This window comes from Candidatus Thiothrix putei, assembly GCA_029972225.1.
In the GTDB taxonomy this organism is placed as follows: domain Bacteria; phylum Pseudomonadota; class Gammaproteobacteria; order Thiotrichales; family Thiotrichaceae; genus Thiothrix; species Thiothrix putei.
In genome coordinates this window covers 4,026,478-4,048,918 of record CP124756.1, presented here as the reverse complement: position 1 = coordinate 4,048,918, position 22,441 = coordinate 4,026,478, and the positions used below count along the sequence as shown (strand labels likewise).

The window sequence follows — 22,441 nt, the reverse complement described above, 5'->3', positions numbered from 1 at the left end:
AGACGCAATGGATGCGTCTCTCGCCTCTCATTCCGCCTGCTGCGCTAAGCGTTCGGCAACATCGCGCAGCGTTTGCACACACCTATCCCCGTTATCCCGCTGCTGTAGTGGCAGAAAATCCGCGATTAACTGTAATTGCCTTACCACAGAATCAAATTGACGACTGCTGGTCGGTACGGGTGCAGCCGCATCCTGATACAGCTTTACCAATGCCTTGACAGGCTGATCAGCCAAGGTATTTTCCAGCAAGTAAATGGCCAGTTGCGCATCAACGGGTATCACTGCATCAAAGAAGTCATACGACCGTGCAAAACGCTGGCGAGCCAGTTCCTGGCAGCGTCTGGCGTGTTGCAATGCTAGTACGGCTTCCGGTTGTTGCGCATCCGTTGTTAGCAATGCATCGAGTTGCAAACCGTTAAGCAGTGCATACAAATTAAAGGCGGGGTTTTCTAGCGTAACGTTTCGGTTGGCAGCGTGATAAGCCCGACGGCTGTGATTGAGTGCCTCTTTAATGGCCTCAGTTAAGGGGTGAGTGGTAGTTTCCGCCCGCTTGTACAATACCGCTTTGCGCTTCCATGCACTACCCAGCAATGACCAGCGCTCAGCATTGGGCTTGGTATCCGTCACACCTTGGCTAATAACGTGTTTGATGCCATCGACGGTTTCGACCTGAATCCCTTCGGTAACTTCCAGCAAACCGGTAAGGCGGTTAATGGCATTATTCAACAGGGAATGCCCTGCCTCCCCGCCAATTTTTTCACCCGTTCGCGCTTCCAGATTGGCTAATTGTTCGACTGCCTTAACCGGCACGCGCCCACCGTCATCGCCACTGATCGCTTGACGGTAAGCCGCTTGGGCTTGCTCGAAACCTTCCGGTGCGTATTCAGCATACAATTCACCTAACGCAAATTGTATCCGCGATAATTGCAGCCATTCTGCGGGGGAACGTTGCAACAACCCCTGTACTTTGTGGTAGGTCGTTGCAAACGTTCGGTGCTTGCGGTGATTCGCATCGGTTTGTAAGGTTTCCAGTTCTGCCAGTAACTCATCCGGGGCGACGGGATTCCAGGCTGTTTTTACCTCTGGTTGGCTACCATCCGCATCCAGCACATAACTGGGGTCGCCGTATGCCTGATAAGCACCCCACGTATTGCAGTGCTTATCGTGTGTCCATGTTGCCCGCCGGGCGTTATGCACCGCCGCCCCGAAGGTTTGTTGTTCTTGCACAAATGCACTGAAAAAAGTTTTTGCAAACACCGCTGCGGCGGCATCATCGACAGCCCACCCCGCCGCCACCACGCACCGCACCCCCATTTCGATTAATTCCTGAGCCAAACTGTAAGCCAGGTGGTTGTAAGGCACATCGGTACGCACGGGTTCACCGTTGGTTGTGGCAAGATGGCAGCAGTTTAAAAACACCAATTCAGGCACGACCTCCATTTGCCCAATTTCGGCTGCGGTCAGCAATAAGCCGCCTGATAACACGACCCCGGTACGATACTTGCCATCTTTATGTTTGGCATTTACCACCCCGTGAGCCGCAATGGTCAGGATACGGTAGGGCTGTTTGAACAAGGCGTTGAACACCATTTCAGCAGTATGATGCGGCGCATCACTGTGTTTCTGAGGGTACAGTGCGACTACCTCATAGTGCTCCGGTGCTTGTTGCAGAATGGTATGAATGGTGTTGGCTTCCTGGGCAGCCCCCGGTAACGAGAGCAAACCGGCTTCTGGTTCAGGGTGCTGTGGATTAAAAGCACCCTGATACCCCGTCGTCGCAGGGTTGCCGATGACACACGCGGTGCGTTGTACCGTGCTGGTCACGGTGCGCCGGAAACGGACTGACACCAGTTGACGTATCATCGCGACCTGCAATACCAAGGGTTCATCATCTGCCAGCAACATTTCCCAAGGCAAATTAGCGGTATACGCATCCACCACCAACAATAGGCGTTCGGTCTGACGTGCCATCGCCTTAAAGTGCAAGGGAACCATCAACTGGAATAAGGTACGTGCCGCTTCAGCGTTATAGCGATTATTCCACAAGCTGCTCTCGACCAAGGTTTCAATCAGACGCGGTTGACGCTGATAGGCAATTTCTTCAGCCCGTGCGCGTTCAGAAAGGAACACGTATTTAAACGCATCGGGGGTTTCGCCCGCTTTATAGTCGTCTGGTGGCAGTGAATTGGCGGCCGTCACCATCAAGCGTGGCCAATAACCGGAAGCTGCCATCACGCCTAAACGCGGGCGTACCCCTTTGCAAATCAGCATATGCGGCGCTGCGCTCACTTGCACCGCATAGCGCTGAAACTCTTTTGTGAGCCGTTTAGGCAATTCCCGTACTGCGTAGGCAGCCGTAATCGCCGTGTCACGATACAGCTCAATGAATTCCAGTTTACCAACCCGCAACTGGCTGGTTGTATTTCTGGCAAAGCGTTGATTCGCCTCACAAACCCCGCGCACAATTGCATCAATGGAGGATTCAACGGTGATGTGTGTGGTGGAATTATAGCCGATCAACAGGCTGTTCAACCCCAATGACAGTGCCGCCGGTGGTAAGGTCTCTTCCAGCCCAGTAATCAGTTCATGCTGTTGCAGGAGGAAATTTAACACCCCATCTGCCACGCCTTCCGTAATGCGTTGGGTAGAAATTTTGCTCCAGTCACCTAAACCGATAATCACCGCACCTTTGCCTGTCCCACGCTGAAGTTCTTCCTGGGTGCGTTTATTCAGAATAACGATGCTGCTGCCTTCGGTATCCGCGTATACGCCTAAACGCTGGCGCTGACTTAATGCTCCCTTGACAATGTACTCATCCACTGCCCGTTCTGCCCCGGAAATGGCATCGGCCCAATAATGCCCGCACATCACCGGCAATTGTGCAAAGCGTAAATCCATGGCCTGCACACTGACGGTGAGGCGGTGTGCTTTACGGTTGGCAAGTGGGTATTCGGGGGCATCGCTGTAAATGCTGTACACGAACGTTTCAGCACTGGGGTAAGGTTCTGGCGCTGCTTCGTAGCTACGAATAATGTCATCGCCACGACTAACCGGCGGGGTTTGCTCCAGCTTGGTAGTCGTGCCAGTTTCCAGCAATTCACGGATAGCCGGGAAATACTGCGATGTATGGGTTAACGCCCCGTGATTGACAGGCATGTACCAATAACGGTCTTCTGGCAACCACTCCAGCTTACCGGACTTCCACGTGACCGAGCCATCACCTTGCGCGGTGGAGCGTAGATAAAGCCGTGAATTCTCCAGTTTAATGCCACAGTCTGTTTGCTCTGCTTTGCCAAAAACATAGGCAATGTGTTCGGGGTTCGGCAAGGGTTTTAGCTTTGCCCAGACAGCGTGCGCGGTGGCTAAGGTCGTACTGCCGGGGATGGCTCCAGTCGTATCACCAAACCAGCGATCACGATTGTGTTTCTTAAAGGTTGCCCAGGTATCGGGGGTAAAATAATCGAACCCAGTAGCACCATCGGTATCGCTAAATCCGGGGCGTGGCAATAACTGTAAGGCACCGGGAAATGCTCCTATAACATCCAGAATACCTTGTAACGAGCGCGACATATCCAGCATTGCCAGCTTGCGGATACTGCTGGCACGCCCGACTAAGGTGCTGACCATGGCATGAGAGCCATTGTTGGGGGTTCCCAGCATAATAAAGCGCCCTTGGCGTTTGACCACTTCTGCCCATAAGTTGGTTTGTGCCAACATGGCTCGCACGACCAAGCCGCCCATGCTGTGCGCTAGTAAATGTACCGGTTGATCCGGTGGCACGAATGCCAAAATACCGCGCAAGCGTTGTGCAAGGCGCTCGGCGGCTTCTTCAACCGGGTTGCGCCAATCGTAGGGGAATTCAATCACATCGTAGGTTTCCCCTAAAAAAGCCGACAGCTTGCCGTAAAACAGGTCAACCAATGCTTCTGGCACAACGCTTTGCTCGATGTGGATGCGCCCTAAGCCACCGATGCCCAGTTCCAGGACATCCAGCCAGACGCGGTTGCCATGACCGGGGCGTTGGTGGGCGGCGGTGGGAATTTCCAGATGACTGCCCATAATACCGGGTACGTAAATCACCACCGGGCGTTTGCCACTGGGGGCGCTGAGGCGGGTGGTGGCGGAACGTTCCTGACGCTCTTGCTTAGCCACATCCGTCAGTGGTTCAAACGCGGTGTGTTCCGGGGCATTGCCTGCTAACCATTCATCCAGCGCCTGACGGGTATAGGGGTTGCTGAAGTAAGAGAAATGGCTGACTTCCTGCCCTTGGTCAAATAAAGCGTAAGTGTCCGGGTGGCGTGCTTGCCCGGCATACATGGAGTGCGTATCCACTACCAAATCATTTCTGACCTTGTTGAAAAACATCCAATCGGTGAACATGACCGCGATGCGTTTGAGGGCATTGCCGCCAGCAATATCACCCGCAATGACTGCCATTTTCACTCCCTTGAGACGGGGTGCGTTAGCTAGCAATGCGCCCATCGGCGCATCGGTCAGCATGGCTTCGATACCGGGAATTACATGCGGGTCAATACGCTTGCTGGCAATTTCCAGCACAATACGCTTGAAAGCCGACAGCATGGCGTTGCCCAACCCGCCGGTAAATGAACCAACCAGCAAGTTCATTAATGACAACAGGCTGGACAGAAACAGTTCAAGATTATCAGAAAGCAGTGTTGTGCCACCGGCTGGGCAGGCAACCCGCACGTAACGCTCTATCCTGAATTGTTTGGTTTGCAATAAGGCGGATAACTCACGCAATTGCGCTTGCTGTAGGGCATTCAGACTTTCCCGCAAGGCTTTTTGCTGGCGGGTTTCTTTGGTATTAGCGGGTGGATGCCGTTGATAACGCAGGATCAATTCTTTGTTCAGGGTATCCATGCACAGCAAATCACCCACTAACCCGCCCCGCGAATGGGTGACTACCGATAAACGTGCCCCTTGAGGTAAGGAACGCGCAAGTTGCAAAGCATTCTCGATCGGGCTTTCTGAAAAGGTACGGTGCTCGAAACCGTAAATGTGTTCACCAAATTGGCGTTGCAAATTGCCCCAGAGTTTATGACCGGCATTGTTGGCTAACTCTTTGAAGCTGCCAAGTGTGCTGGATGCTGTGCCATGAATGAACAGGAGTATGGGGGTGTCAGCGCTTTGTCTATTGGCCTCCCAATAAGCGGGATCATCCGCCATAACCCGGTCAGCAGCCAGAATGGCTTGCCCTTGCCAACGGTATAAGCCCGGTTGACCACCGTCTAAACGTGATTCAATCGCCCACATCAGTGCTTTAGCACCTACCCAAGACAAATTGTCTTCCAAGTCTTCACTCAGGTGTTGGCTGAGTTTTTCGCCTAAGGCATCTTTAGCCAAGCGTAAGGCTTCGGCTTTGGCGGTTTCAATCAAGGCATCGGGGGCAAGGTTCAAGACGGCTAGTTTTGACCATACCCAATCACTTAGCCCGCGTGATGTGCCTTCGGGGTCAGGTAGTTTGCTGAGATCCAGCACGCCTGTGGCGTATTCAGTGGGGTATAGGCGTTGCAAATCGGCTTGCAATTTGTCAGCACGGATGAATAGCGTTGTGCCGTCTGTGGCTTCCAGCGCCAATAATTGCGTAGCCTCAGCCGTGGTGCTGATTTTGCCTGCCTCACCACTGCGATTGGGAGCCAGCAGTTCATGCACGGCGGTTACCTTGACAACTGCTTCGCTAATAAAAGGGTCAGGTATTCCCGTAGCAGAACGGCTAATATCGCTAAGGATGGCGGGGGGAGTCTTCGCTAGGTTGGTTGATGCTCCGGGGACACCGGGTAATAACAGTTGCAGGGAATGCTTATCAGCAGTATCAGACATATTGAAACCCTCGCTCGCCCGTGGTGATTTTATGCTGACAGTATAGTCCATATAGCCTATGAATGCTGGCATACCGGTGTTTTGCTGCACTGACGAAAATGTTATAATCACACGTTTATTTGCGGGTATTGACGGAGTTTGTGATGGTAAAGGTTGGTTTTGTCGGTTGGCGCGGTATGGTCGGTTCGGTACTGATGGAACGGATGCGTGCGGAACACGATTTTCAGGGCTTTGAGCCAGTATTTTTCACCACTTCGCAGTCCGGCAAACCCGGCCCTGACGTCGGCATGGGCGCGAAACCGCTGGAAGATGCAATGAATATCGACAAGCTGGCGGAAATGGACATTATCCTCTCCTGCCAAGGCGGTGATTACACCAATGCGGTGTACGCCCCCCTTCGCGCCCGCTGGAACGGCTACTGGATTGACGCAGCTTCCACCCTGCGCATGGCAGATGACGCCATCATTGTACTCGACCCGGTAAACCGTAACGTGATCGACGCGGGCTTGCAAAGCGGCATCAAGAATTACATCGGCGGCAACTGCACCGTTTCCCTGATGTTAATGGCCTTGGGCGGCTTGTTTGAAAAAGGGCTGGTCGAATGGATCAGTTCCATGACTTACCAAGCCGCTTCCGGTGCGGGCGCGAAAAACATGCGCGAATTGCTCACGCAAATGGGCGAATTGAATGGCGAAGTCGGCGATTTGCTGGCAGACCCTGCTTCTGCGATTCTCGACATCGACACCAAAGTTACCGCGAAATTGAATGACGGCACACTGTCCACCGCCAACTTCGGTGCGCCGCTGGCTGGTAGCCTAATCCCGTGGATCGACAAGCTGTGGGAAAACGGTCAAACCAAGGAAGAGTGGAAAGGCATTGCCGAAACCAACAAAATCCTCGGCAAAACGGCGGCGAACCTCATCCCTGTGGATGGGCAGTGTGTGCGTATCGGTGCAATGCGTTGTCATTCGCAAGGTTTCACCATCAAGCTTACGCAAGATTTGCCGCTGGCGGAAATTGAAAGCATTATCGCCAGCCATAACGAGTGGGTAAAAGTCATCCCGAATGACAAGGAATCCACCTTGCACGGCCTGACTCCAGTACAAGCTTCCGGCACGCTGACTGTTCCGGTTGGGCGGATTCGCAAAATGAACTTGGGGCCGGAATACCTCACCGCGTTCACCGTCGGCGACCAATTGCTGTGGGGTGCGGCTGAACCGGTGCGCCGGATGCTGAAAATTGCACTGGAACATATTAGCAATGCTTAATAACTAGTGGAAACCCTAAGCTCCTCCTGTCAGTTCTCATGAGTAATGTCATGATTTGTCTAGGCTTAATCACCTATGATTCACAGAAGATTAAACACCAAGCAAAATACCACTACAGGAGGCCGCCCCCATGATTTCATACATGGAGCTCAATGAGCAAAACCACAAAATTACTGAATTGTCCAATGTGTTAAGTTACCTGATTAACGAACGTTCCATGTGTGATACCGAAGTATCCTGTGAGTTGTTTTTCCGTTATGTCGAATTGGTAAAAGAGCATCTGGAAACCGAAGAGCGCGAGTTATACCAGTTGTTGTTGATGGATGATGACAACGATGCTCGCAATACCGGGCGCAAATTCCTCTCCGGTTCCGGCGAAATCAAGCGGGTCTTTGGGCAATATTTGAAACGCTGGTGCAAAGGCAAAGAACTGCGCATTCGTGATCATGAAGCGTTTATCCGCGATACCCGCGAGATTTTTGCGCTGGTGATTCGCCGCATTGACGACGAAATCGTGCATTTATACCCGACGTTATTGCACAACGGCTATTTGCCGATGAAGGCGCAAGCGGCTTAATGATAGGTGTCGGTGAGGGGGCTTGCCTGTTATTAACCCCTCACTCGGTTGTCCATTTAAATGACAAGGTGCCAATCACCAAAAACACCGCTGCCATTGCTACCAATACCAGCAATTGCACACCAATATCCGCCAAGCCTGCCCCATCCAGCATAATCGCCCGCGCCGCACTGAGGATGTGGGTCAATGGTGACAATTGACTCACCCATTGCATCACTGGGTTAGTGCCTTCCATCGAAAACCATACCCCCGACAACACCATCATTGGCCAAGTCAGCAGGTTGAGTAAACCGCCCGCCAATTCCTCGCTGCTCACCCGTGCGGCAACCACCAAGCTCAGCGCAATCAGGGTAAATGCCCCCAATACCAGCACCAACAATAAGTTCCAATAACTGCCTTCCATCGTGAAATGCATGAACAGGTTAGTGCCGGTAAATACAATCGTGGTCACGACGACGACCAGCGCCAAACGTGAAGCAATTTGCGCCAACAGGAATTCGGTAGCACTCAAGGGCGTGGCATTCAGGCGTTTCAAATAGCCGCTTTTGCGGTAGCGCACGATCACAAAGCCCACGCCAAACAAGCAACTGAACATCAGGTTCATCCCCAAAATGCCGGGAACCACCCAATCGACGTAGCGGATTTCTGCGCCCTGCACACTCTGTGGCTGCAACGCTGTACCGCCGCTGTGTTGCAACAGCTTTTCCAAAAAGTAACCGTTTTGCAAGTCGCTATTGATCCAATACCGGGCAGATTCGGCGCGTAAATCCAGCAGCATATCGACCTGATGCCGCCCGACTTTGCGCACCGTTGCCTCCACCGCATCCGGTGTCACCTCATAAAACTCAACGTGTTCGGTGTGCAGAAACGGATGCTCGGCACTTTGAGCGACCACCGCGACTTTGAACAGCGGCTGCCCATCCCCCGAAAACACAAACGCCAAGCCAAACACCAACGCGATTGGCAGGATGAAATTCCAGCCAAGGGTGGAACGATCCCGCAAAAATTCCAGAGAGCGGGCGTAAAACGTTGCCCAAATACGCTTGATCAGATTGCGCGGCAAACCTCGCCCTTCAGGGCGGGGAGGATAGCGCGGGCGGTGTAGCCGCCCTATGTTCACTGAGATTTGGTTGTTTTCTTTCACATAAAAACCTAAAATTGTTCTATCTGTCGTTGTCGGCGGCAGAGCCTTGGAAGTACCGTCGGATAGATGGGAAGGGTTCTCCAAATAGGAGTTTGAAAACCCAAGGTGCAGAAAAACCCATAGCCCTAGAAACTGAGGTGGCGTAAAAGAATATTTCCCTTCGGGGTTGCAACGGACTAAGGGAACCCACCGAAGCAAGTCAGCTATCTGGCTGAATGCAGTAGGAATCCCCTTCCTTTAGGGAGGGGAGGATGTCAAAACTCCATTTTCCACAACAAGCCCATGCCGACCATCATAAAGGCGGCTGCTATTAACAAACCGCCTTGGTAACTGCCGGTTGCTTCGGCAATGTAGCCGGTAATTGCGGGGGCGACGATTTGCGCCACGCCGTAACTCACGGTCAGCCGCGCCATCGCTTTGGCAGGGTTGGCGGGGTAATAACGCCCGATGACCGTCAGGGTCAGGCTGACAATGCCGATAAAGGTTGCACCATACAGCGCGGCGCTCAATACCGCCAATAAAGGATGCTGGGATAAGGCTGGCAATAAAATCGACACAATTTGCCCCGCAAATGCCAATTGCAAGGCGCGTACATCGCCCACCCGCCGCGCCACCCGATCCCACACAAAACAGGCAGGTGTGGCAGCAAGCCCTACCAAGACCCATGTCCAGTTTCCCCAGCCTGCTAATGCCGGAATTTTTTCCACCATTGCCACGGTGAAGGTGGCACTGACCACAAAGCCCACGCCCGCGCAAAAATACATCGCCACCATCAGCAGCAACCAACGGCGTGACGGTGGCGTTTGGGTATGGGGGGCTTGCGCCGTTGTCGGGAGCGGTTCGGGCAACCATAACCACGCGGGAATAAACAGCAGCGCCGCCAGCAGACTGAGTGTCCACCATTGCTGCGCCCAATCCAGCGCCAAGGCACTCATGGCAACCGCTACTAACCCCGACACCAAAATGCCTCCGCCCAAGCCACCGAAATGAATGCCGAGTTCGGGGCGATGCCCATTGCGTATTAGCCAGCTTAGCATTAAGCCTGACCCGATCAGCATTCCAGCGGCGCTGCTTAAACCTGCGGTATAACGAAAAATCGACCACAGCACCATGTCTTGCGTCAGCGCCATGCCCGCAATGCTCAACACGCCAATGACTAAGCCTGCGCGGTAGAGTCGGTATTTGGTGTGCAAACTGCTAATGGAGGCGGCGAGTAATGCGCCACTCATGTAGCCCATGTAATTGAAGGTAGCAAGCCAGCCGCCCGCAACTTCGGTGAGCCAAGTTTCTGCTCGCATCACCGGCAGTAACGGCGTGTAGGCAAACCGCGCTAAGCCCACGGTGAGGATCAGGCTGCAAATGCCTGCCAGCAATACTTTTCTTGTGTCTGTCGAACGCAGCATACCCGCACCTGATTCTTGTGATTGGCCAGCGCGGATAATGGCACAAACTATTGTTGCAGTGCGCTACTATTTGCTGTCCAAATGTTGAGGGCAGGCCATCAAGTGATCGAGTTTTGTGATAAGGCGCTGCAAGGTTTGCCGTGCAGCGTGGTCGTTATTGGTGCGGATATTATTAGCACGGATATTTTCAATGGCTTGCTCTATCTGATGGCAGATTAACTCAATCTCTTGAGACGTATTGTCGATAGAGATAACAGGTGGTTTTTCAGGAACATTATCTGATGGTAATTGTTCAATTTCCGTTTCTGCTGCTTGAAGCGGAATCTGGACAATGACATCTGAACCATGCTGGATTGATTCTTTTCGAGAAAAAATCAATCTATAAAACCATTGAAAAAAAGCGCTCATTTTATTGCTTCCTTTATGCTATTTCTACCTCAAGAATGGAGGCTACTCTTACTAGTTTTGATTTTAATTCTTGTTGGTTTTTTTCAATATTGTGCAGCGAGCTTTTGATCATTTCCTCTTCTGCCTTTAACTTTATGACTTTAGAGCGACTGTACAGTTCATCAGCATCATGTGCAGTGCTCTTATTAATGCCTTGACCTAAATTTGATACTATGCGGCTTATCACTTCACGATGTTGATTAATGAAGTCGTTATTATCAATTTCTGGCGAGATTTGTTCATTGATTAAACTGATTTCTTTTTGTAAAGAATTCACATCTTGTGATTTTTTATATTTTTCATTCTCAAGCGAAAAATAATTCTGCAAAATGGAGTCGACTACATTTTTAATTTTAGCTTCATCAGGTTCAACTACTGCGACAGGTTCAACTACTGCGACAGGTTCAACTACTGCGACAGGTTCAACTACTGCGACAGGTTCAACTACTGCGACAGGTTCAACTACTGCGACAGGTTCAACTACTGCGACAGGTTCAACTACTGCGACAGGTTCAACTACTGCGACAGGTTCAACTACTGCGACAGGTTCAACTACTGCGACAGGTTCAACTACTGCGACAGGTTCAACTACTGCGACAGGTTCAACTACTGCGACAGGTTCAACTACTGCGACAGGTTCAACTACTGCGACAGGTTCAACTACTGCGACAGGTTCAACTACTGCGACAGGTTCAACTACTGCGACAGGTTCAACTACTGCGACAGGTTCAACTACTGCGACAGGTTCAACTACTGCGACAGGTTCAACTACTGCGACAGGTTCAACTACTGCGACAGGTTCAACTACTGCGACAGGTTCATGACTTAATATTGCTTTTACGAGATATTTTTGCCTATCAGTAAGTGAAAACTGCCATTTTATGAGAAAAAACTTTTTTAGTTCTTTCTCAAGTGCTATATCATCAATGTCATTAATTAGATCTAGTTCATCTTTAAAAAAAGTACGTTTTTCGGTAATATATCCATCACTGTTTTGAATGCCATGCTCATGTAATTGTTGCTTGGTAATCTTTGTCAATGCAATGACTCCTGCAATAGGAAAAACCAATCTTCCTCGATATGGACTATTATCAGAACTAACCAGTTCCTTAATATTTAAATCATTTAGTAATTTGTCTTGTAATCGATAAATGTAGCTATTGACTTGCTTTATTGGGTGTGTAACTGATTTTACTTGACCTAAGTGTTCATACTTGCTTTTTATGTTGATGATGTTTTGGTCGCCATCAATAATAGTGGTGATGTTCCAAGCTTTTACTTCGATAATTAAGATGCCGAGCCTTGGTGAGAAAATAATGAAATCTGGTCGCCTATCTTGAACATCAAGTTCATGGCACACAATGCAATCATCAGGTAATTTTTTGAGTAGGTTAAAAATTGTTTCTTCCCCTTTATTTCCATTAAAGCAAGGGGATTCTGGTATAAGAATTGGCATGTTAAATCTCCTCGTTGACTGGATTTTCATTGATAACATCATTGATGCGTTTGGTTTTTTCTTCAAGAGCAATGCCAGTTTTCATATTCTCTACAAGGCTCTCAAGTGCTATTGCATATTTAACTTTTATTTCAATGAAATCAACTTCGTCTTTCAATGTTTTAGTAGCGATAAGCCCATTTTCTAACTGACGAGCTTTTATCAGTGAAAATGCATCTTCAACTTTATGAGTCACAACAGCATGATGTTTGGTATCAACCGTTGTGATAACCTTGTCTACTTCAACGTTAACAGTCATTTCATTAGGCAGATCATCATCATAGCTGGTTGGGTTTTTATGCTCTAACAGGCTGTAATATTCCTTGATGTCTTGACGGTATTGTTTTATTGCGTTTCTTAGGTTTTTTCTGGATACTTTATTTTCAGATGATTGGCTAATCAGTGTATCAATGGCTTGTTTTATTTTTGCTTCAACACTGTCCGGGTTTTGTTTAACAAAGTCATCGAAATTGAACTCTGCTGTTTCTTCTTCGCTTAGTGTTTCTTCTTGCGCTATTTTAGATAACTGTTTCGAGTTCTTTTTAAGTTCGCTAAAAGCAAATTTAGCCTTCAGCGTGTCGGCTTTCCAAGTTTGGAATGTGTCATGATTGCCGACAAATAAGAGTATTTTCTCTTGGTCTTGGACGGCGACCACAAGACGACATGACTTTGGCAAATCATACACATTGTATAATTTTCCTGAGATGCCTTGAATAGTGACGGTGTTTAACTTATCAATAATAAGTGCATCATTAAAAACATCACTTTCTTGTGATTTTGCCATAATGGCTAAGGCAACCATTGCAGCACGACGGTAATCGCCATCTTTTTGGTAAAGTTTATGAATAGAATGGATAAAACCATTATGCTTATAATAGATCATTAGGGTGACACTCATTTTTATAAACCTAAAGCCATACTGGGGAATATGACCTTAGGTTGAAGTTAACAATATGATCGGCTTAACGATGGCAGATTGTATTTTCAACAAGACAGAAAATTATCGCTGATTGATAATTTCTTCAATTTCCGTGATTCTTCTGCGATCTTCTTGTTCACTAAGTGCACGTTGACGCATTCTTTCTCTAATCTCCTCAAAGCCTGAAATTCTAACTCTAACGTCTTCTGCAACTTTTTGGCGTTTATTCCATTCGGAACAGGTGATGGAGAATTTTTCAATGATATTGGTATAATCAAATTGTAAAGCTAATAAATCAGCATCGCGTTTGAGGTTTCGCAGGTACATTTCAGCAATGTTTTTGTTGGTGCGAATATTTTTTCCGATGTCAGCAGCATGAGCCTTAATATTCTCACAAGTATCGGTTTCAATATTGGTGTAAATGGTTTCTATATCATTTTTACAGTCATGACTAAAAGCAATATTATTTTTTATTGCTTTTATTTCTTGCTTTTTTTGATGACAAGCTTTGTAAAGGGCGTGGCATTCAGCTTTAAGGTTTTCGACGTTTCTGATCTCTGATTGAAACCAGTCTTCTTTTTCCTTGAGAGCGCTATCATCAATAATGACACCTAAATCTTCTGGTTCATTTGGCTCATCTGGAAAATACTCTTCATCAAAGTTAGTTAAATCAATATTGTCCTCTGGACTGGACTGGACTGGACTGGACTATCATCCAATGCAGATTGATTATTTTCCATTACTTCATGGAGATAGCTGTCGATATTGAATTCATTAAAGTCAATATTTTGATTATTTTCGTCCATTTTAAGCCTCATTATGATTATGTTATTAAGTAGGTCGTAGTTTAATTTTTATTGTTAATTCTATCAACCAGCATCAGATAAATGGCTTGCTGTTTTTACAGCGCAGCGAGGCGATCCAACGCCCGATAACTGAGGGCTTCGGTCAAGTGCGCGGTGCGAATCTCGGTACTGTCGGCAAGGTCGGCAATGGTACGCGCCACTTTGAGAATGCGGTGATACGCCCGTGCGGAAAGCTTGAAGCGTTCCATTGCCGCATTCAGCAATTTTTGGTCTTTGTCGCTTAAGACGCAATGCTGATCCACATCGCGCCCACTCAGGGCATTGTTGATCTTGCCTTGGCGGGCATGTTGGCGGGAACGCGCCGCTTCGACCCGTTGGCGCACCATCGCGCTGGTTTCGCTCTGTTTTAAGGATTGCAGGTCGTCTTGTTTCACCCGTGGCACTTCGATTTGCAGGTCGATGCGATCCAGAAACGGTGCAGAAATGCGGCTGCGGTGTTTGCGCTGACGTTCCGGGCTGCATTCGCAGTTTTCACGCAAGTCACAAGCACGCCCTTGCGGACACGGGTTCATGGCGGCGACGAGCTGGAATTTGGCGGGGTAAGTGGCTTGGCGGGCAGCGCGGGAGAGCGTGATCTTGCCGGTTTCCAACGGTTCGCGCAGTACGTCGAGTACGTGGCGGTCGAATTCGGTGAGTTCGTCGAGAAACAAAATGCCGTGGTGCGCGAGGGAAATTTCCCCCGGTTTGACTTGCGAACCACCGCCGACCAAGGCCACGCCGGAGGAGGTGTGGTGCGGTTCGCGCACTTGGCGTTGCCCCCAGCGGCTAGCTTCAAAACCGTGATGGCTGATCGAGGCAATCGCGGCGGATTCCAGCGCTTCGTCTTCGGAGAGTGGCGGCAAAATCGTGGCAAGGCGATTGGCGAGCATGGTTTTGCCCGTTCCCGGTGGTCCGACCATCAGCAGATTGTGACCACCCGCCGCCGCAATTTCCAGCGCTCGACGTGCCATGAATTGCCCCTTCACATCGCTGAGATCGAAAGGGTAGGTGGTCTCTGTGGTTTCAATATTGTGTTCCCAGCGTACCAGCGGTTCACTGCCGTGCAGGTGTTTCACCACTTCACTGAGGGTGTTCGCGGCAAAAACTTTCAAGCCTTTGATCAAGCTGGCTTCGGCGGCATTGTCTTGCGGCACGATTAAAGCACGTCCGGCTTGCAGGGCAGCAAACGCGGTGGGCAATACCCCGCGCACGGGGCGCAATTGCCCACCTAACGATAACTCACCGATGAATTCGTAACCTTGCAATACGTCATGCGGCAATTGCTCACTCGCCGCCAACATCCCAATCGCAATCGGTAAATCGAAGCGCCCACCATCTTTGGGAATATCCGCCGGAGCGAGATTAATGGTGACGCGCCGCAGCGGAAAGTTGAAATCGGAATTGGTCATGGCGGCTTTGACGCGATCCCGGCTTTCTTTCACGGCGGTTTCGGGCAAACCGACGATGGAAACACCGGGCAGGCCATTGGCGAGGTGTACTTCGACGCTCACTAAGGGGGCATCCAGCCCATTATTGGTGCGGCTGTAAACGATGGCTAAGCTCATAATGATTATTGCTGACTATTGGTGCGGAAATGGCACTGATATTGCGTTTTTTACGCGATTTGCTCAAACAAAGTCGACAAAAGGTAAAGCGTGGAGCTGGCACACAAGTTTGTCATATCCCATGGGAACATTTACACACATCAATCGACAAACGGGGGAAGTAAGCCGAAGATTGCTGAAGCATTGGGTATCTCAGTGGCAAGCGTTTACAACGTGCTGAAAGCGGCATAGACACAAGAAAATTTAACCACTTAGACCAAAGGCCGCACCTGTTGCGGCTTTTCTGGCGGTGACTCTATGGTGACTCACCATTTTTTTGCTTTTCTGAATCTTGCGTAAGTGTATGAAAATACTGGCGCACCCGGCTGGAATCGAACCAGCGACCCTCGGCTTCGGAGGCCGATACTCTATCCCCTGAGCTACGGGTGCTTTGCAGAAGGTGCATCATACCCAAGGAGCGTCGCCACGTCTATCATCGTGTTAATGCGGAAAATTGCATTTTTTAGTATGATTCAGGTCAAGTTTTCGTTGCCGACACATAGCGAATATTAGGGAATTTGAATATAATCCGTCGGTTTATAATTTTCTGATGCTCAAAATTCACAGATTGTTTGGCGCATAGCGCCCAGTCTACAGGAGGACACAAGTGGCTCATTATACACCTAAAGACCCGATGGCTAAGCCAATGCTGATTGGTGGTCTCGTTTTGATCGGCACGACAGTCGCCGTATTGGTTTCCAACTTATTCAGTACCATTGAAAAGAATTCCATTAAGGGCGAAATTGACACGACAGCACAAGTCGCTGCGGCTGATGCCAATCTCGCTCCCATTGGTAAGGTTAACGCAGTGGATAAATCCATTGTGAAGGAAGCGCGTTCCGGTGAAGCGGTCTACACCGCCGTTTGTACTTCCTGTCACGCGGCTGGTGTACTGGGCGCTCCCAAAATTGATGACAAAGCGGCATGGGTTCCACGTGTTGCGAATGGCTTAGACGGTTTGATGAAAAACGCCATCAATGGCCTTAACTCAATGCCAGCACGCGGCGGTGATCCAAGCATTACCGACGAAGAGCTGAGCAATGCCATCGTTTACATGACGGGTAAAGCAGGTCATGACCTCTCTTCTCAAGTGAAAGCACCCGCTGCTGCACAAGCTGCTCCGGCAACCACTGACGCTGCCCCTGTTGCACAAGCTGCTCCGGCAACCACTGACGCTGCCCCTGCTGCCCAAGCTGCTGCTCCGACTCCTGAAGTCGTCCCTGCAACTGAGCAAGCCCCTACCGCAGCACAAGCTGCTGCTCCGGCAGCCACTGAAGCCGCCCCTGCTGCACAAGCTGCGGCCATTGATGGTGAAAAAATCTATAAAGGTATCTGTTTCTCTTGCCACGACGTAGGTGTTGCGGGTTCACCTAAATTTGGCGATAAAGCAGCGTGGGATCCACGTATTGCGACAGGAATGGAAACATTGTATGGCTCCTCATTGAATGGTAAAGGCGCAATGCCAGCCAAAGGTGGCAATCCAGCGCTGTCTGATGCTGAAGTCAAAGCAGCCGTTGATTACATGGTTTCTCACGCCAAATAATGTGCTGTTGACACCCTAAGCAAAAAAGAAAGGCGCTACACAGCGCCTTTCTTTTTTGCAGAGAACACGATTGCGGGTAGTATGCCCACATGAAAACACCTAGCACTCAATACATTTACACATGGCAAGAATTGTTCCAGCAGATGTTGCTGCATCGTAAGGAATTAATCATTGCCAACCTTGTTGCTATTTTTGCAGTGCTGATTAGTGTACCTATCCCTTTATTGATCCCGCTATTAGTTGATGAAGTGCTGCTCGATAAACCCGGTTGGTTGGTCGCATGGATGAATGGCTTATTCCCTACCGCTTGGCACGGACCCGTGCTCTACATCACCTTCATCAGCGTGTTAACCGTCATCATGCGCCTGACCGGGCTGACAGCAGGCGTTTGGCAAAACCGTGAGTTTACCCTGATCAGTAAGGAACTTACCTACAGCATCCGCCGTCGTCTGCTCGGACACATCGAAACAGTGGCGATGACTGAATACGAAACCCTTGGCAGTGGCACAGTCAGTTCTCGGTTGGTGGTAGATGTGGAAACCGTCGACAATTTTCTGGGTATCAGTATCAGCAAATTCATTGTGGCAGTGTTAACCTTGATTGGGGTCACGGCGGTGTTGTTGTGGCTGCATTGGCAATTAGCCCTGTTCATTTTATTGCTGAATCCGCTGGTGATTTTGCTCACCACCAAACTCGGCTCTTACGTAAAAGAGCTGAAAAAACAGGAAAACAGCGCCTTTGAACTATTCCAGCAAGCCTTGACCGAAACCCTCGATACCATCCAGCAAATTCGTGCCAGCAACCGCGCCAGTAGTTTTTTCGGGCGTGTCACCCAGCACGCGCAAGAAGTCAGGCAACACGCAGGGCAATTTGCCTGGCGCAGCGATGCTGCCAGCCGTTTATCCTTCACGGTATTCATCGCGGGATTTGACCTATTCCGTGCGGTCAGCATGTTAATGGTAGTGTTTTCCGATCTCAGTATTGGCGAAATGTTTGCGGTATTCAGCTATTTGTGGTTCATGATGGGGCCGGTACAAGAGGTGCTGGCGATTCAATACGGCTGGTACGGCGCGAAAGCCGCTTTACAACGCATTAACACCTTGCTGGCACTGCAACCTGAACCCCGTTATCCCCATATCCACAACCCGTTCGCAGGCAAAACCACGGTCAGTGTGCGGGCTGACAATATTACGTTTGCCTACGGAAACAAGCCGCCGGTATTGCGCAATGTGAATCTCACCATCCAAGCAGGGCAGAAAATTGCCTTGGTAGGGGCAAGCGGTGGCGGCAAATCCACCTTTGTGCAAGTGCTGTTAGGGCTTTACCAACCGCAGCAAGGGCAGTTGTATTTTGATGGTATTCCTGTCACCGAAATCGGTTTGGACGTGGTGCGTGAACACGTTGCCACGGTTTTACAGCAACCGGCATTGTTCAACGACACAGTACGTGCCAATCTGACCTTGGGGCGCACGCTAGCAGATGAGCAACTCTGGGAGGCTTTACGCATTGCACAACTGGATGACACGATTCGTGAGCAAGCTCAAGGGTTGGATACGGTGGTGGGGCGGCAGGGTATGCGGCTTTCGGGGGGGCAGCGCCAGCGTTTGGCGATTGCCCGCATGATTTTATCGAATCCCAGCGTGGTGATTTTGGATGAGGCAACCTCGGCACTGGATACCGCGACGGAGCAAAAGCTACACACAGCGATGAGCGAGTTCCTGCAAGGGCGCACTACCCTGATTGTGGCGCATCGTTTGAGTGCAGTCCGTCAGGCTGACCATATTTTCGTCTTTGATGATGGCGGTATCAGCGAACAGGGCAGCCATCAGGAATTATTGGAACAAGACGGTTTGTACCGGAAATTATACGGTTAAGCATTCTAACAGCGGGTACTTACAACAGCCACTCAGCAGGAATAGTGCCTGCTAAAGGCGTAACGCTCAGCTCAATAGGCGTTTCCCCCGGTCGGGCGAGTTTGCAGACCACTTCAGGCGCGTGCTTGCCTTGGCTGTAACGTGCTGAAATTTGTGCCGCAAGCAGCAAGTCTTCGCCTGTGATATTGTCACCGTCCAGCAGCGTCAATGGCCCCGAATGGCTGGCGGTTTTGATCCAGGTAAATTGGTTTTTGTAACCTTCGAGGAAATTCGTTTCACCTTCTTCGCGGGACACGATCATTTTGAAATGCGGGCGCGGGCGGATGTGCCGCCCAATTTTTAGCAACATAATGTCGTCGAGTTCGTAGTCGCGACTGGGGCGATGCGCCCACAAATCCTTGAGCTTGTCGGTGTAATTCGCATCAGTGAGGAAGCAGCAGCCGCCTGCGGGTTGGGCGTATTCTTCGATACCCCATTGCGCGGCGAGTGCCATTTGTGGCTTGCGGCTGCGCCCACTGAAACCGTAGAGCTGTTCGCGGTTGATCCAGCCTTCGCGTTCGGCTTTGCTGGGCGGCAGGTTGTGGGCGGAGAGGGGGCGTAACAGCAAATCTTCCGCACCCGATTCGGCGGCAATGATCGGCATAGTTTTGGCGCGTTGCGACATCGGGCGTTGCCCGACGACTTCGCCAGTGATGATGAAATCGAAGCCTTTTTGCTGAATCCATTCGTGGGCTTTTTTTACCATGAAAATCTTGCAGTCGAGGCAGGGGTTCATGTTCGCGCCGTAGCCGTATTTGGGGTTGAGCACCACGTCTTTGTATTCTTCGACAATATCGACGATGTGTAGCTTGATGCCGAGCTGTTCGGCAACCCATAGCGAATTATTGCGCTTGGTTTTGTCGCTGTGTTGCTTGCGGATGGCGTGGGTATGACCTTCCACACAAAAGCCGGTGTAAAAGTTGATGCCTTCGACGTGGATGCCTTGTTCTAGCACCGCTTTGGTGGCAAGCATGGAATCCAGTCCGCCGGAGATGAGGGAAACAGCGCGGTATTGTCGGGTCATGGTGGTCACTGTGTGGTTGGGGGAGGGCGAATCAAAGGGGTCAGACTCGATTGATTATAGTAAAAGCGATAATGATAACTCAGCGTTAGAGATCAATCAATCGAGTCTGACCCCTTTGATTCTGGTATTGTTTGGATTTACGGTCTCCGCCTTTTGCCGCTGGCGCAACGGGGCGATCCAGCTCGGCGGCTATTTTTTCTTTGAAATAGTCGCTGCCTAGTACCCACGATTTGTTGGTGGCTTCGCGGATTTCGTTCAATGCTTTGGTGTCCAGCAGGGTGGTGAACAATTCGCGGTAGGCGTGTTGCCGTTGTGGTGGTGTGTTACCCAAGTGTTCATACGTCAAGTGCGGGACGAGCAAAGGGTTAGCTTCGCCCAAAGCGTTGGCACGGTAGCTTGACCACGGGTATGCGGCGGGATGATCCGCCATGCCTTGCGCACGTACTGGGTTCATTTCGATGTAGCGGTAACAGGTCAGGGCATAGGCTTCACTGTCGATCAGGGTGGCTTTGTAGCGACCTTCCCATAACGTGCCGGTGCGCTGGTAGGTTTTGTTGAAATACTGCACATAATAGCGCCCGATCATCTGCATGGCTTTCGCGAGGCCGTCTTCTTTGTGGGGTGTAATCAAGAGGTGGATGTGGTTGGTCATCAGCACATAGGCGTGTACGTCGCAGGCGTGCTTGTCGCAAGCCAACTTGAGCTTTTCCAGATAAAAACGGTAGTCATCATCGGCATAAAACACGGGTTCGCGGTTATTGCCACGGATGATCACATGTTGCGGCTGACCGATCAGCACGAAACGCGGTTGGCGAGGCATGGTGTCTCCAAATCAAAGGGGTCAGACTCGATTGATTATAGTAAAAGCGATAATGATAACTCAGCGTTAGAGATCAATCAATCGAGTCTGACCCCTTTGATTATTGTTTGAATGGAAAATTAGGCTCCGCCACCTCCATCTCCATTATTATTTCCGCCAGTACCTCCGCCACCCTCTACCTTCGCCGTGATCTCGATATCGATTCTGTAGTGTTTTCCATCTGCACCGACATAGGAAACCGTACCCGTACCTGCATCTGTCTGATTCGCTGGGAAGAAAATGATCGCATTCGTCGAGAGAGTCACTCTCCCGCCTGTGACTTCGCCGAGAGCGATACCGGTCGTATCCATAAATATCATAGCCATACTATCTGCTGAGGTGGTAGCAGTGAGGACAGTGACAGGTATTTCTTTTACCGTCACACTCACTGTCCCTTCAGTCTCCGCACCATGAGCATCCTTTACTTTATATTTGAAGCTATCCACCCCAGTGAATCCCGCCGCTGGAGTGTATTTGAGACTGTTTCCGACCTGAGTGACTGCTCCATGTGCCCCCTGACCGAATGAAGCGATCGAGAGGGGATCACTGTTCGGGTCAGTGTCATTGGCGAGGACATTGATCGTGACGGATTCTCCAGCCGTGACGGTGGCAGTGTCCAATGCCGCTATCGGGGCGGTGTTCGCTGCGGGTGGCACGGGTGTGCTAGTGGTCTGTTTTTTGAACTGGAGTGGTATTTGGCTCAGGGCGCTGAGAGCGGTATCCTGCGTCGCTGCCACCCACTGCCAGCGGCTACCCGCTGTCGTGTCACCCTCCACCAATGCGATGTAAGCCGCCGCTGGCGTGCTTGTCAGTGGCGCATTAACCCCGCTCACCGACCCATGCACATACCACACATTATCCACCCCCGGCACAGCCTCAACGTCTAACGTAGAGGTGCGCGAGAAACCACTACCACCTTTCTCCGTGATGACCAATTGCGTCGCCGTAAACCGCCAAGTGACGTAATACTGCGCACCTAGAGTCGCCGTACCCACATCTACCCCAGCCCACTGCGTTGGAACCAGCGCCTTACCCTGCCGATAAATCACATTACCCGCCGTCAACGTCGCGCCATCTGCCGCCACCGTAAACGTCTGCGTACCCCCCGCCGAAGCCAACGTCAGCGTTGTACCATCCAACGCCCACGTCAGCGCGGTAGGCTTGGCTGCGGCACTACTGGTATCGGTACTGGAATAAGCCGTGGCATTACCCCCCGCATAGATAACCACCATCCCCTGATCACCCACATAGGCTTTACCCGCCACGCTGATGGCTTGCGCGGGCGTGGTAGTCGTCGTGGAGGTATTGGTGTTGGAAGTAGGCGCGGTAGTCGTCGTATTGGCGTTGCTGTCATTCGCCGCCACCGTCAGCGATTTGTCGATGTTACACCCTGACAACAGCACAACACTGCACAACATTAACGAAGGAGCAACAGGTGGACGGTTCATGACAGATTCCCCAAGAATATTTAATTAGCCACAATATTTTTGAATAGTAGCGCACGACAAACGGGCTGTAAACGAAACTAATGCTATAATTGGCACATCGCCCAGCCATGC

At 50.5% G+C, this 22,441-nt stretch carries 15 protein-coding genes and 1 tRNA gene; 4 read left to right on the top strand and 12 right to left on the bottom strand.

What is annotated here, in order from left to right; all coding sequences use genetic code 11:
- Positions 1-27: 27 nt before the first annotated feature.
- Entirely contained in the window at positions 28-5,841 is a 5,814-nt protein-coding gene (locus QJT81_20760) for a CHAT domain-containing protein (protein ID WGZ94183.1), read from the bottom strand.
- Positions 5,842-5,984: 143 nt separating this feature from the next.
- On the opposite strand from QJT81_20760, the gene asd reads away from it, so the two are divergent.
- Together asd and QJT81_20750 are read left to right on the top strand one after the other, a co-directional pair.
- Entirely contained in the window at positions 5,985-7,109 is a 1,125-nt protein-coding gene (gene asd, locus QJT81_20755) for an aspartate-semialdehyde dehydrogenase (protein WGZ94182.1), read from the top strand.
- Positions 7,110-7,239: 130 nt separating this feature from the next.
- The gene (locus QJT81_20750) at positions 7,240-7,686 is read left to right on the top strand and encodes a hypothetical protein (GenBank protein ID WGZ94181.1); all 447 of its coding nucleotides are present in this window, start codon (positions 7,240-7,242) and stop codon (positions 7,684-7,686) included.
- 40 nt (positions 7,687-7,726) lie between these two features.
- Here QJT81_20750 and QJT81_20745 read toward each other — a convergent pair whose 3' ends face one another.
- The 8 genes from QJT81_20745 to QJT81_20710 all read right to left on the bottom strand — a co-directional run bounded on the left by QJT81_20745 (position 7,727) and on the right by QJT81_20710 (position 15,933).
- Positions 7,727-8,830 carry an ABC transporter permease gene (locus QJT81_20745; protein WGZ94180.1) on the bottom strand — a complete coding sequence of 368 codons (1,104 nt, stop codon included), beginning with the start codon at positions 8,828-8,830 and terminating at the stop codon, positions 7,727-7,729.
- Positions 8,831-9,084: 254 nt separating this feature from the next.
- On the bottom strand, positions 9,085-10,233 hold the full coding sequence (locus tag QJT81_20740; protein WGZ94179.1) for a YbfB/YjiJ family MFS transporter: 1,149 nt from the start codon (positions 10,231-10,233) through the stop codon (positions 9,085-9,087).
- A 66-nt stretch (positions 10,234-10,299) separates the two neighbouring features.
- Entirely contained in the window at positions 10,300-10,641 is a 342-nt protein-coding gene (locus QJT81_20735) for a hypothetical protein (GenBank protein ID WGZ94178.1), read from the bottom strand.
- Between the two features lie 13 nt (positions 10,642-10,654).
- Positions 10,655-12,136 (bottom strand): nuclease-related domain-containing protein, encoded by a 1,482-nt coding sequence (locus QJT81_20730; GenBank protein ID WGZ94177.1) that lies wholly within the window; start codon positions 12,134-12,136, stop codon positions 10,655-10,657.
- A 1-nt stretch (position 12,137) separates the two neighbouring features.
- Entirely contained in the window at positions 12,138-13,073 is a 936-nt protein-coding gene (locus QJT81_20725; GenBank protein WGZ94176.1) for a hypothetical protein, read from the bottom strand.
- A 102-nt stretch (positions 13,074-13,175) separates the two neighbouring features.
- Positions 13,176-13,421: a hypothetical protein gene (locus QJT81_20720; protein WGZ94175.1), complete on the bottom strand. Its 246-nt coding sequence runs from the start codon at positions 13,419-13,421 to the stop codon at positions 13,176-13,178.
- 574 nt (positions 13,422-13,995) lie between these two features.
- Positions 13,996-15,504, bottom strand: coding sequence for a YifB family Mg chelatase-like AAA ATPase (locus QJT81_20715; GenBank protein WGZ94174.1), 1,509 nt, complete (start codon positions 15,502-15,504; stop codon positions 13,996-13,998).
- Between the two features lie 353 nt (positions 15,505-15,857).
- Positions 15,858-15,933: transfer RNA gene (locus QJT81_20710), tRNA-Arg, on the bottom strand.
- Positions 15,934-16,150: 217 nt separating this feature from the next.
- Between QJT81_20710 and QJT81_20705 the strand changes: the two genes are divergently transcribed.
- Together QJT81_20705 and QJT81_20700 are read left to right on the top strand one after the other, a co-directional pair.
- Positions 16,151-17,086, top strand: coding sequence for a c-type cytochrome (locus QJT81_20705; GenBank protein WGZ94173.1), 936 nt, complete (start codon positions 16,151-16,153; stop codon positions 17,084-17,086).
- A gap of 89 nt (positions 17,087-17,175) precedes the next feature.
- A complete protein-coding gene (locus QJT81_20700; protein ID WGZ94172.1) occupies positions 17,176-18,960 on the top strand; it encodes an ABC transporter ATP-binding protein in 1,785 nt (594 codons plus the stop codon).
- 19 nt (positions 18,961-18,979) lie between these two features.
- Here QJT81_20700 and QJT81_20695 read toward each other — a convergent pair whose 3' ends face one another.
- From QJT81_20695 to QJT81_20685, 3 genes are all read right to left on the bottom strand, one after another.
- The gene (locus QJT81_20695) at positions 18,980-20,023 is read right to left on the bottom strand and encodes a tRNA (5-methylaminomethyl-2-thiouridylate)-methyltransferase (protein WGZ94171.1); all 1,044 of its coding nucleotides are present in this window, start codon (positions 20,021-20,023) and stop codon (positions 18,980-18,982) included.
- Positions 20,024-20,108: 85 nt separating this feature from the next.
- Positions 20,109-20,843, bottom strand: coding sequence for a transposase (locus QJT81_20690; protein WGZ94170.1), 735 nt, complete (start codon positions 20,841-20,843; stop codon positions 20,109-20,111).
- A 119-nt stretch (positions 20,844-20,962) separates the two neighbouring features.
- Positions 20,963-22,330: an Ig-like domain-containing protein gene (locus QJT81_20685; protein WGZ94169.1), complete on the bottom strand. Its 1,368-nt coding sequence runs from the start codon at positions 22,328-22,330 to the stop codon at positions 20,963-20,965.
- Positions 22,331-22,441 lie beyond the last annotated feature (111 nt).

Coding starts and splice junctions, on each gene's coding strand:
- QJT81_20720 (WGZ94175.1), bottom strand. CDS start 13,421: ATGTACCTGCGAAACCTCAAACGCGATGCTGATTTATTAGCTTTACAA.
- QJT81_20685 (WGZ94169.1), bottom strand. CDS start 22,330: ATGAACCGTCCACCTGTTGCTCCTTCGTTAATGTTGTGCAGTGTTGTG.
- QJT81_20750 (WGZ94181.1), top strand. CDS start 7,240: ATGATTTCATACATGGAGCTCAATGAGCAAAACCACAAAATTACTGAA.
- QJT81_20700 (WGZ94172.1), top strand. CDS start 17,176: ATGAAAACACCTAGCACTCAATACATTTACACATGGCAAGAATTGTTC.
- QJT81_20735 (WGZ94178.1), bottom strand. CDS start 10,641: ATGAGCGCTTTTTTTCAATGGTTTTATAGATTGATTTTTTCTCGAAAA.
- QJT81_20715 (WGZ94174.1), bottom strand. CDS start 15,504: ATGAGCTTAGCCATCGTTTACAGCCGCACCAATAATGGGCTGGATGCC.
- asd (WGZ94182.1), top strand. CDS start 5,985: ATGGTAAAGGTTGGTTTTGTCGGTTGGCGCGGTATGGTCGGTTCGGTA.
- QJT81_20725 (WGZ94176.1), bottom strand. CDS start 13,073: ATGAGTGTCACCCTAATGATCTATTATAAGCATAATGGTTTTATCCAT.
- QJT81_20760 (WGZ94183.1), bottom strand. CDS start 5,841: ATGTCTGATACTGCTGATAAGCATTCCCTGCAACTGTTATTACCCGGT.
- QJT81_20695 (WGZ94171.1), bottom strand. CDS start 20,023: ATGACCCGACAATACCGCGCTGTTTCCCTCATCTCCGGCGGACTGGAT.
- QJT81_20730 (WGZ94177.1), bottom strand. CDS start 12,136: ATGCCAATTCTTATACCAGAATCCCCTTGCTTTAATGGAAATAAAGGG.
- QJT81_20740 (WGZ94179.1), bottom strand. CDS start 10,233: ATGCTGCGTTCGACAGACACAAGAAAAGTATTGCTGGCAGGCATTTGC.
- QJT81_20690 (WGZ94170.1), bottom strand. CDS start 20,843: ATGCCTCGCCAACCGCGTTTCGTGCTGATCGGTCAGCCGCAACATGTG.